The organism is Streptomyces sp. NPDC002889, assembly GCF_042888425.1.
In the GTDB taxonomy this organism is placed as follows: Bacteria; Actinomycetota; Actinomycetes; order Streptomycetales; family Streptomycetaceae; genus Streptomyces.
Genome location: NZ_JBIAPT010000028.1, coordinates 90,963 through 100,042, shown reverse-complemented (window position 1 = coordinate 100,042; position 9,080 = coordinate 90,963). Strand labels below are relative to the sequence as shown.

The 9,080-nt window shown below is 70.8% G+C and carries 8 protein-coding genes and 1 tRNA gene; 5 read left to right on the top strand and 4 right to left on the bottom strand.

What is annotated here, in order from left to right:
- Nucleotides 1-383: 383 nt before the first annotated feature.
- On the top strand, nucleotides 384-650 hold the full coding sequence (locus tag ACFYWI_RS32360) for a tyrosine-type recombinase/integrase (protein WP_389239319.1): 267 nt from the start codon (nucleotides 384-386) through the stop codon (nucleotides 648-650).
- A 134-nt stretch (nucleotides 651-784) separates the two neighbouring features.
- Here ACFYWI_RS32360 and ACFYWI_RS32355 read toward each other — a convergent pair.
- A tRNA-Val gene (locus ACFYWI_RS32355) sits at nucleotides 785-859 on the bottom strand.
- Between the two features lie 173 nt (nucleotides 860-1,032).
- On the opposite strand from ACFYWI_RS32355, the gene ACFYWI_RS32350 reads away from it, so the two are divergent.
- The 4 genes from ACFYWI_RS32350 to ACFYWI_RS32335 all read left to right on the top strand — a co-directional run bounded on the left by ACFYWI_RS32350 (nucleotide 1,033) and on the right by ACFYWI_RS32335 (nucleotide 4,343).
- Nucleotides 1,033-1,806 (top strand): DUF4097 family beta strand repeat-containing protein, encoded by a 774-nt coding sequence (locus tag ACFYWI_RS32350; RefSeq protein ID WP_389239318.1) that lies wholly within the window; start codon nucleotides 1,033-1,035, stop codon nucleotides 1,804-1,806.
- 72 nt (nucleotides 1,807-1,878) lie between these two features.
- The gene (locus ACFYWI_RS32345; RefSeq protein ID WP_389239317.1) at nucleotides 1,879-3,255 is read left to right on the top strand and encodes a hypothetical protein; all 1,377 of its coding nucleotides are present in this window, start codon (nucleotides 1,879-1,881) and stop codon (nucleotides 3,253-3,255) included.
- Between the two features lie 250 nt (nucleotides 3,256-3,505).
- The gene (locus ACFYWI_RS32340) at nucleotides 3,506-4,102 is read left to right on the top strand and encodes a DUF4383 domain-containing protein (protein ID WP_389239316.1); all 597 of its coding nucleotides are present in this window, start codon (nucleotides 3,506-3,508) and stop codon (nucleotides 4,100-4,102) included.
- Between the two features lie 10 nt (nucleotides 4,103-4,112).
- Nucleotides 4,113-4,343, top strand: coding sequence for a zinc ribbon domain-containing protein (locus tag ACFYWI_RS32335; RefSeq protein ID WP_389239315.1), 231 nt, complete (start codon nucleotides 4,113-4,115; stop codon nucleotides 4,341-4,343).
- Between the two features lie 103 nt (nucleotides 4,344-4,446).
- Here ACFYWI_RS32335 and ACFYWI_RS32330 read toward each other — a convergent pair whose 3' ends face one another.
- From ACFYWI_RS32330 to ACFYWI_RS32320, 3 genes are read right to left on the bottom strand one after another with little or no spacing between them, the layout of a single operon-like run.
- Nucleotides 4,447-5,358, bottom strand: a complete 912-nt coding sequence (locus ACFYWI_RS32330; RefSeq protein WP_389239314.1) for an HAD family hydrolase — start codon at nucleotides 5,356-5,358, stop codon at nucleotides 4,447-4,449.
- On the bottom strand, nucleotides 5,355-7,865 hold the full coding sequence (locus ACFYWI_RS32325; RefSeq protein ID WP_389239313.1) for a phosphoribosyltransferase: 2,511 nt from the start codon (nucleotides 7,863-7,865) through the stop codon (nucleotides 5,355-5,357). Before ACFYWI_RS32325 ends, ACFYWI_RS32330 begins: the two co-directional genes overlap by 4 nt.
- Nucleotides 7,862-9,025, bottom strand: a complete 1,164-nt coding sequence (locus ACFYWI_RS32320) for an HpcH/HpaI aldolase/citrate lyase family protein (protein ID WP_389239312.1) — start codon at nucleotides 9,023-9,025, stop codon at nucleotides 7,862-7,864. Before ACFYWI_RS32320 ends, ACFYWI_RS32325 begins: the two co-directional genes overlap by 4 nt.
- Nucleotides 9,026-9,080: the final 55 nt, after the last annotated feature.

Genomic DNA, 9,080 nt, shown 5'->3' with positions numbered 1-9,080 from the left:
GTGAGTTGCTTGCGCGTCACGGCAAATTCCTACCGGGTTCCACCCATGAAGGAGGCAGAACCCAACAACTGATCACAACCTCACACAGGCCCTAGTCGAAGACCTTTGGAGTGTGCGTAGTCGAGAGATTCGACGATGAGTCGCTCCCCGAGGGAGGCAGCACTCCAACGGCGAGACGTGGACCTCGAACGGCGCACCATCTCGGTCCGGCTTGCTCTCGCTGAAACCAGGACCGACGGCTTGCTGATCAAGGCACCGAAGTCCGCGGCTGGCGTGCGTACCGTCGCGTTCCCCGCGTCCCTGACGGCCGAGCTGGTCTCCCATCTGGACGCTACGCCGAGCCAGGCCGTACGGGGCTGGTCTTCACCGGCTCACGCGGCGGGATGCTCCGTCGGAACAACTTCCGCCGCATCTGGCTCCGCGTCATCGAGCGGACTGGGCTGGACGACGTCCACTTCCACAATCTTCGGCATACCGGCAACACCCTGGCTGCGACGGGGGGCGCGACGACGAGGGAACTGATGCAGCGCATGGGGCACTCGTCGGTGCGGGCGGCGCTGATCTACCAGCACCTGGCCAACGGGCGGGACCACGAGATCGCCGATCACGTCGATCGTCAGATCAGAAAGGCTCAAGATCGAGATGGCTGATGTGGCCTCGTTGTGGCCTCGATATGGCACGCGAGTGGCACGACACCCCTCCCTCACCGATCAGGAGCGGGAACGATCAAGGCCCAGGCTTCCGGTTTACTGCCGGTGACCTGGGCCTTAGTCGTGCTTCCTACTGGTGGGCGCGGACGGTTTCGAACCGCCGACATCTGCTTTGTAAGAGCAGCGCTCTACCCCTGAGCTACGCACCCGTGGATGAGGCAACAGCCTACATGGCGCACACCGCCCGGCCGCAAACCCGTTACCGCGGGGGCGGTCGTACGGGGGCCAGCCCCGCCCCGGACCCGGTGGGCGGCCGCATCGGTCCGGTGGCGGCGCGCTTATAGCGTGGGGGCATCGCCGCACCGACCCGGGGGACCATCACATGGCCAGCATCCAGCACCGCACCCGCGCACTTCTCGCCGCCGGCGTCGTCGCCGTCGTCGCCTTCGGGGCCTCCGGGTGTGGGAGCGCCAATGCCGACGAGGCTCCTGTCGAGAAGAAGTCGTTCGTGTTCAGCGGGAAGACCCTGACCATCGACTCCGACAATTCGGATATCGAGCTGGTGCCCGCCGACGTCAAGGACGTGCAGGTCACCCGGCAGGTCGATGGGTGGGTCGTGTTCGGACAGGGGCCGGACCCGGTCTGGAAGCTGGAGGACGGCACCCTCACTCTCCGGGTGGAGTGCGACGCGGTCTCCAGTGACTGCGAGTCGCGGCACACCGTGAAGGTGCCGCACGGGGTTGCCGTGACCGTGGAGGACGACAACGGGAGCGTGACCGCGAGCGGGTTCGACACCGCTCTCAAGATCACGTCGGACAACGGACGGGTCAGGGTCAAGGATTCCAGCGGACCGCTCGACCTCGACAGCGGCAACGGCGAGGTCGTCACCGAAGGTGTGAGCGCGAAGAGCGTCGTCGCCGCGTCGGACAACGGGTCTGTGCGGCTCGGGCTCGTCGCCGTGCCCGAGCGGGTGGAGACCGTCAGCGACAACGGGGAGATCCTGATCGAGCTGCCCGGCGCCGGCGCCCCCTACGCCGTGGCGGCTAGGAGCGACAACGGCGAGGTCGATGTGGACGTGCCGACCGACGACAACAGCGCGCATGTCGTGCGGGCGCGCAGCGACAACGGCAAAGTGACCGTGCGAACCGTGAACTAACAGCCCGGTGTGTTCGTCCTTACCGGGTGGGAGAATTAACCGGTCAGGGCGGACACGGCACGGGAGAGGGATGTGACGGCGAGAGACGCGCGGCCGCACCACAAGGCACGAGCGAATGCCGTCCGCGACGTCCGGGATGTCCTCGCCCTGTTGCTGTTGCCCTTGCCGTTGGTCGTCGCCGCGCTGCCGGGCACCTTCGCGGGTGGCGGTACGCGGCGCTGGTTCGGCGGGCGGGGCGAGAGTCAGCGGGCCGATGCGCAGGCCGCGAAGGACGCCGCCGCCGCTGCCTTCTACGAGCTGGACACCGCCCAGCGCGATCTGCGGATCTCGATCGAGACCATCACCGCCGTGGACAGTTCGCCGGGGGCACGCCGCGCGGTGGACGACTTCGCCGCGCTGGGGCGGCGGATCGACGAGGTCAGCCACGCGTACATCACCGCGGTCGACACCTACGATCTCGACCGCGCCGATCTCGAGGCCTCGGTCGCCGCGCGGGCGCGTGGTGAGCTGAACCGTGCCAAGGACGAGCTGGTACGGGTCAAGGGCGAGCTGGACCGGTTCGAGCAGGGCCTCGGGCCGCTGCTCGACAAGGCCGAGACACAGCTCGCCCGGCTGGCGCCCGCCGTGGAGCGGGCGCGGCAGGCGCTTCGTTCCGCGAGCGATGCTCTCGATGCAGCGCGCGGCTCCGGTCTGCGAGCGGACGACCTCGCCGCCCGGCTCGCCGCCCTCGGCCCCGAGCTGACCAGGCTGAACGAGGGGGCCGGACGCCATGGCGTCGCGGAGACCCTGCAGCGCGCCGACCGTGTGCTGCGGGACGCCGAAGCCGTACGGGCCGAGGCCCAGCGGCTGCCCGAGCGCGCCGCCGAGACCGACAAGCGCCTGGTGTCCCTGCGTACCCGCGCCCAGGCCCTCACCACTCGCGCCGGCACCGTCGAACCGGTCCTCAGCGAACTGCGCCGCCGTTTCTCGGCGGCCTGCTGGCAGGATCTGCAGTCCGTACCCGAGCATGCGGCCGCCGATGTCCGCCAGGCCGAGGAGAAGCTGAGGGAGGCCGGCAAGGCGCGCGACGAGCAGCGCTGGCCGGATGCGACTGCCCTGCTCAGCACGGTACGGGCACTGCTGAACGCCACCGACGAGGCCGTCTCCGCCGCCGGCGACCGGCTGCAGCGCCTCAACGCCGTATCGAAGGACCCGCAGCACGAGATCGACCGGACCCGGTTCGCGATCCGCGACGCCCAGCGCCTCGCGATGGCCGGGCGCAACACCCCGGACCCCCGGCACGCCCGGCCGCTGGACGACTCGGTGGCCCGGCTGGATCGGGCCGTCGCGGGGCTCGAGGAGCGCCATCCCGACTACTGGCACTTCCTCACCGAGAACGAGGCCGTCCGGCGCACGGTCGCGCACGTCGTCGATCAGATCCGCGAGGAGCGGGGCACGGGGCACGCGTGACCGGCCGGGCGGCAGACCGCCATCCGCCCCGAGTCCGTCCACCCGTCGGCGCCCGGCCGCCGTCCATCCCAGGTCCGCCTACCCGGCAAGGGCGCGAGCACCCAGCGGGCAGCGGCCCGGCGCCGCCCGGACGCGGCTTCCGAGCACGCCCCCGCCCGGCCTCGCGCACGGCACCCATCACCGGTTGTACCGGTCCACGCGCGGGCGGATGCTGGGGATGGAGTACGCGTACGTACGAAGGAGGCCGGACATGGCCGCACACGTACTGCACTCGAAAGCCGGCCGCATCAGACTCGACGAGCATCTGCCCGTCGATCACCGGCTCAGCCGCTTCTACCGCATCGGCGCGGGGCTGATGGGTCTGGTACTGGTCGCCTTCGGCATCCTCGGGCTGATCGACCGGATCGGCTTCTTCGACATCCGCGGTGACACCGTCGCCGGCCTGAACACCAACGGCGCGCTGAGCGTCCTGTCCATCGGTGTCGGGCTGCTGCTCTTCGTCGGCATGGTGATCGGCGGCAATTTCGCCTCGACCCTGAACATGGTCCTCGGCGTGCTGTTCATCCTCAGCGGCTTTGTGAACCTCGCCCTTCTCGACCGGAGCTTCAACCCGCTCGCCTTCCGCATCCAGAACGTGCTGTTCAGCTTTGTGGTGGGCGTGATGCTGATGTTCTTCGGCATGTACGGGAGGGTCAGCGCGACGCTGCCGCACGACAACCCGTACTGGAAGGCCCGCCACCCCGAGCAGGCCGAGCAGGAGCAGCGGGTCCGCCGCCGCGCCGAACTCGCGGCGCAGCAGCCGCCCGAACGCCCTGCCGGCTCCCCGCCCGGCCGGGCACGCCGCTAGCCTGGGGCGTATGCCTCGTTATGAATTCCGCTGCCGGACCTGCGGCAACACGTTCGAAGTGAACCGGCCGATGGCCGAGTCCTCCGCCCCGGCGGACTGCCCCGCCGGTCACGACGACACGGTCAAGCTGCTGTCGGCCGTCGCCGTCGGCGGTACGAAGTCCGCCCCCGCGCCGAGCGCCGGTGGCGGCGGAGGTGGCGGAGGTGGCGGGGGCTGCTGCGGAGGCGGCTGCTGCGGCTGACCCCGCACGGGGGCCGTACGCCGCGGGCCATGTCTTCGTGCACGCGGAACACTTCCGCGTACACGAAGGTGGCACCGCCTCGCAGCGCCGGCGGTGCGAAGGCTCAGGCCAGGGGCGCGATCGGGCTGGCCCCGTGCGGCCCCGCCTGTCGGCCCGGTGCAGCCCGCAGGGCCTGCACCGGGGCCGCGTCGTGCTTGCCGGTGCGGCGGAAGTCGCGGTTCGCGTTGCGGAACCGGCGCAGGATCTCCTCGCCCGCGGCGACGCCCTGCTGGGGCAGAGCCTCCACGTGCGGGGCGTTCCAGCCCGCCTCGGCGAGTTCGCCGTGGCCCGGCCGCCAGCCGCGGTCGCCTGCGAGCAGCAGGTCGGCGTCGAGGAGGGAGTCACCGGCGGTGACGATGTATTCGGCGCCGGTGCGGCGGGCCACTTCGCGGACCGCGGCGCTCTTGGTGAGCGGCTTCGGTACGGCGTAGATCTTGCGGCCCTGCAGGGAGACGGTCCAGCCGCGTGCCTCGGCCCATACGCTCAGTTCCCCGACCCAGTCCTCGGGCAGCAGATGCCGTTCGACGACCAGGTAGGCGAAGAGGTCCTCGGCGACCCGCTCCTTGCGCAGCCAGCCCGGGTCGGCGGTGGCGGACAGATGGGCGCGGATCTCCTCGATGGGGGCGCATTCGTCGGCCAGCCGTGCCGTGACCTGGTCACGCCAGTCGTGGTCGGTGGCGCCGTCGACGAGCAGATGTCCGCCGTTGGCGCAGATCGCGAACCGGGGCTGGGCGCCGGGCAGGCTGATGCGCTGGTACTGCTTGCGGGTGCGGGTAGTCGTCGGTACGAAGACGGTGTCCTCGGTGAGCCGGGACAGCAGCGCCGCCGCGCGCTCGGTCATGTACGACAGGGGTTTGTGCTCATGCACCTCGACGCAGAGCAGCCGGGGTGCGACGGCGTCGGGCATGGTCAGCCCGAGGGCCGCGCTGGAGTAGATCAGCGTGCGGTCGAGGTCGCTGGCGATGAGGACGGTCACTTGTCCGTCACCGCCCTGCCGTCGGCGCCGGTGGCGCCGCGCGTGAATCGGGGGTGGATCAACCCGACGCAGCTGTACGGGAGCTGGTCGACCTCCTCGACCGGGACACCGCGCTGCTTCGCGAGCAGCCGGATGTGGTCGAGGTCCGCGCCCGCGCCGCGCTTGGCGAGGATCTTCCAGGGGACGCGGCGCAGCAGCACCCGGGTGGTCTCGCCGACGCCCGGCTTGACGAGGTTGACGTCGTGGATGCCGTACTCCTCGCTGATGCGCTCCACGGCTGCCCAGCCCTCCCACGTAGGGGCGCGGTCGGTGGCCAGCAGCTCCTTGGCGTCGGCGTCCACGGCGTCGAGGACCTCGTCGAAGCGGGCGGCGACGGTGTCGAGGAAGTGCTGCGAGACGTCGGAGCCGGCCAGCTCGCGGTAGAACTTCGCGCCGTGGAAGTCGTGCTCGCCGACGAGGTCGCTGCGGAGCACGGTGCGCGATATCAGCCCGGACACGGTGGAGTTGAGGCAGGCCGAGGGGATCAGGAAGTCCTCACGGGTGCCGTATGTGCTGACGCAGCCGCCCGGGTCGGCGAGGACCGCGATCTCGGGGTCGAAGCCGTCGAACTGCCGCAGGGCATCGGCCAGTTCGCGGGTGATGGCGCCCTTGCCGGTCCAGCCGTCGACGAAGACGACGTCGGCGGGGTCGTGGTGGGCCGCGAGCCAGCGCAGGGCGTTGGAGTCGATGCCGCGGCCGCGCACGATGGACACGGCGTAGTGCGGCAGGTCGAGGCCGTACCGGTGCTGTGCCCAGCGGCGCATCAGTACGCCGACGGGGGTGCCGGCGCGGGCCAGCGAGACGAGCACGGGGCGCGGCGAGCGCTCGGCGAGCACGGTTTCGGTGACGGCTCCGACCGCGCGGGCGATACGGGCTGCGGACGTCTCGAGCGCGGCGCGGAACAGCTCCTGGTACTCGGCGCTCGGCTGGTACTCGACGGGCAGCGACTCGGCGTAGTGCGCCCCACCGCTCTGGATCGCTTCCTCGCGTTCCTCGGTCGGGGCCTCCAGCTCGGCCTCGGACAGATCCTGGAGCAGCCAGCCCACCTCCTCCGGGGCGTAGGAGGAGAAGTCGGGTCCGCGGAGCGGCTCGGGCAGCATGGAGGCCCTTTCGGGTGCTTCGGATACTTCGGTTGTTTCAGGTGCTGCGGTTGTTTCAGGTGCTGCGGTTGTTTCGGGTACTGCTGAGGCTGCGGGTGCTTCGGGTACGTACGAGGGGACGACGGCGAGCACCACGCGCGGCGTGTGGGCCGCGAGCTGGGCCAGCAGGCCGTCGGGGGCGTGCAGGTCACCGGTGTCGGCGGTGGAGTCGACGACCGCGACGACAGCGTCGAAGCCGGCGCCCGCGACGTTGTAGGCGTAGCGCTCGCCCGGGCCGTCGGCGGGGTCGTCATGGGCGGGGAAGACGAGCCGGGTGCGTATCGCGTAGCCGGGGTCGTCGAGGGCGAGGACGGGTGAGCGCGTGGTGGTGGAGTAGTACACGTCCGCGCCGCCGTGCTTCTGCAGGGAGAGGGCCAGCCGCAGGGGTGCGTACATCAGCTCCTCGAACCCGAGGACGAGCACACGCCGGGCCTCCCCCAGCGCGTCGGCGAGCCGCACCGCCATGTCCGGCAGGGCGGCCTCCAGTGCGTCACGGTGGGCGGGGGTGAAACCGTGCCGGCCCCCGTCCGGGACGCCTGCGGGCCAGCCCAGCTCCACCCGGGTGTGGAGCGGCGCGGCCACCGCCGCCGGGGCGTCGGCCCCCGTCCGCTCATACCGTGCGACGAGGGCCTGGCCCTTTTCCAGCACGCCCTCCGGCAGCCGGACCGTGCCCGAGGCGAGGGCCACCAGGTCGACGCGCGCGCCGATCTCCTCGGCGAAAGCGGCGAAGCGCTCCCGGTCCTGCGCGGAACGCATGTCGACCAGGGTCACGATGACGTACCGCCCGCGCGGGTACCTCTCGTGCAGATCCCGGATCGTGTTGAGCACGGTGTTGCCGGTGGAGAACTCGTCGTCCACGAGGATCAGCGGGCCGTCGCCCGCCAGCAGCGCCGGGTCCTCCGGCAGCAGCAGATGCGAGGTGGCGTGCGAGTGCGACTCCTCGAAACCGCCCGCCGCGGCGACGCCGTCGACGGGGCGGCGTGTGGAGTGCAGATACGGGGCGAGGCCCACGCCGTCGGCCACCGAATGGCCGAGACCGGTGGCGGTCTCCGCGTAGCCGAGGACCACCGCTCGCCCGGCTTCGGCCGTGCCGAGCAGCTCACGCACGCGGGACCCGAGGTCGAAACCGGCCTGCCAGACGACCAGCGGCCGCTGCGGCACATGCTTGCCCAGCACGTTCGACACCAGCAGATGCGCGCGCTTGGGGTTGCGGCGCAGCGCGAGGCCCAGCAGCTTCGGCAGCTCCCCGTCGCCGTCGAAGGAGACTCCGAGCCTCTCGGCGACCCACCTGCCCGACCACACCACGTCCGTGTTCTGCCTCTCGATCATTCGGCGAGCCCTGCCGCCAGAAGGTCCACGAAGCCGACGTCCTCGCGGGCGACACCGAAGGCCTCGGCGCGCCGCAGGGTGCGCTCCGCCCAGGCGCGGTGCGGCTTCACCTCGTTCATTTTGTTCGTGTACGCCGAGCGCAGCACCCCGCCGCCGCCCCGCTCGGGCCGCAGGATGTCCTGGGCGTCACTGAACTCCTCATGGCTGACCACGGACAGTGCGTGCACGGGCAGCACATGGGAGGGGTGGATACAGGTCTTGCCGAGCAGTCCGTTGGCCCGGTCGAGTTCGATCTCGCGCAGCAGGCCGTCCAGATCGTGCTCGATGAGGGCGTCGCGCAGTTCCTCGGCCCGTCCTTCGAGGAAGGGGCTGCGTCGCAGCTGTGGCTTGAACATGCGCTCCTGGGCGCGGAAGTACTCCCACACCGGCCCGGTGATGGTGAACCCGGTGCCGTCGGAGCGGCCGAGGACGTTGACGACGTCGGCGATGACGGAGGTGACGATCCGTACGTCGTACGCAGTCATGTCGGGCGTGCGGCGCAGCCCGTACGCGGAGCAGAAGTCGGTGACGCCGAGGCGCATCGCGAGGACCCGGTCGCGGTACTTGTCGACGGTGTGGGCGATGCCGGTGAGCGTCTCGGTCCTGGTCTCGAGGTACAGCAGCTCCGGCGACTCCAGGACGGGCATGGCGAACAGCCGGCGCCCGCTGCGGGCCTCCGCGGCCGTGAGCGCCTCCAGGAAGGGCACGCCGCGTTCCTCGGTGAACTTGGGCAGCACGAATCCGGACAGCAGCCGTCCCGAGGATCCCAGGCGCTTCACCAGGTCGGGTATCTGGTCCGGCCGGCGGACCCGGACGAACAGCAGCGGCACCTCGGCGCCGCGTGCGTCGAGGTCGACGAACTGCCTGATCAGGTTGGACTCGGCGGCCTCGACGTCCGCGTCGTCGATGGAGTCCTCGAGGCACAGCACCATCGAGACGACCCCGCGCCCCGCCTGCTTGATCACGTCATCCGCGAGCCGCGGCCGGGTGGCCGGGCTGTAGAGGGTGGCGCCCAGGGCGGCCGCGAGTGTCGGGATCGGGGAGTTCGCGTCGAACTCGGCCGGCTCCTGGTGGAACAGCCTTTCCCGGTCCGCCGACGGGATGTGCCCGAAATGACGCATGGATGATCCCCCGTACTGCCGTGACGGCCCTGACAACATGTGGCCGGTAATAGTA

Coding starts and splice junctions, on each gene's coding strand:
- ACFYWI_RS32360 (WP_389239319.1), top strand. CDS start 384: ATGCTCCGTCGGAACAACTTCCGCCGCATCTGGCTCCGCGTCATCGAG.
- ACFYWI_RS32350 (WP_389239318.1), top strand. CDS start 1,033: ATGGCCAGCATCCAGCACCGCACCCGCGCACTTCTCGCCGCCGGCGTC.
- ACFYWI_RS32340 (WP_389239316.1), top strand. CDS start 3,506: ATGGCCGCACACGTACTGCACTCGAAAGCCGGCCGCATCAGACTCGAC.
- ACFYWI_RS32335 (WP_389239315.1), top strand. CDS start 4,113: ATGCCTCGTTATGAATTCCGCTGCCGGACCTGCGGCAACACGTTCGAA.
- ACFYWI_RS32325 (WP_389239313.1), bottom strand. CDS start 7,865: ATGATCGAGAGGCAGAACACGGACGTGGTGTGGTCGGGCAGGTGGGTC.
- ACFYWI_RS32320 (WP_389239312.1), bottom strand. CDS start 9,025: ATGCGTCATTTCGGGCACATCCCGTCGGCGGACCGGGAAAGGCTGTTC.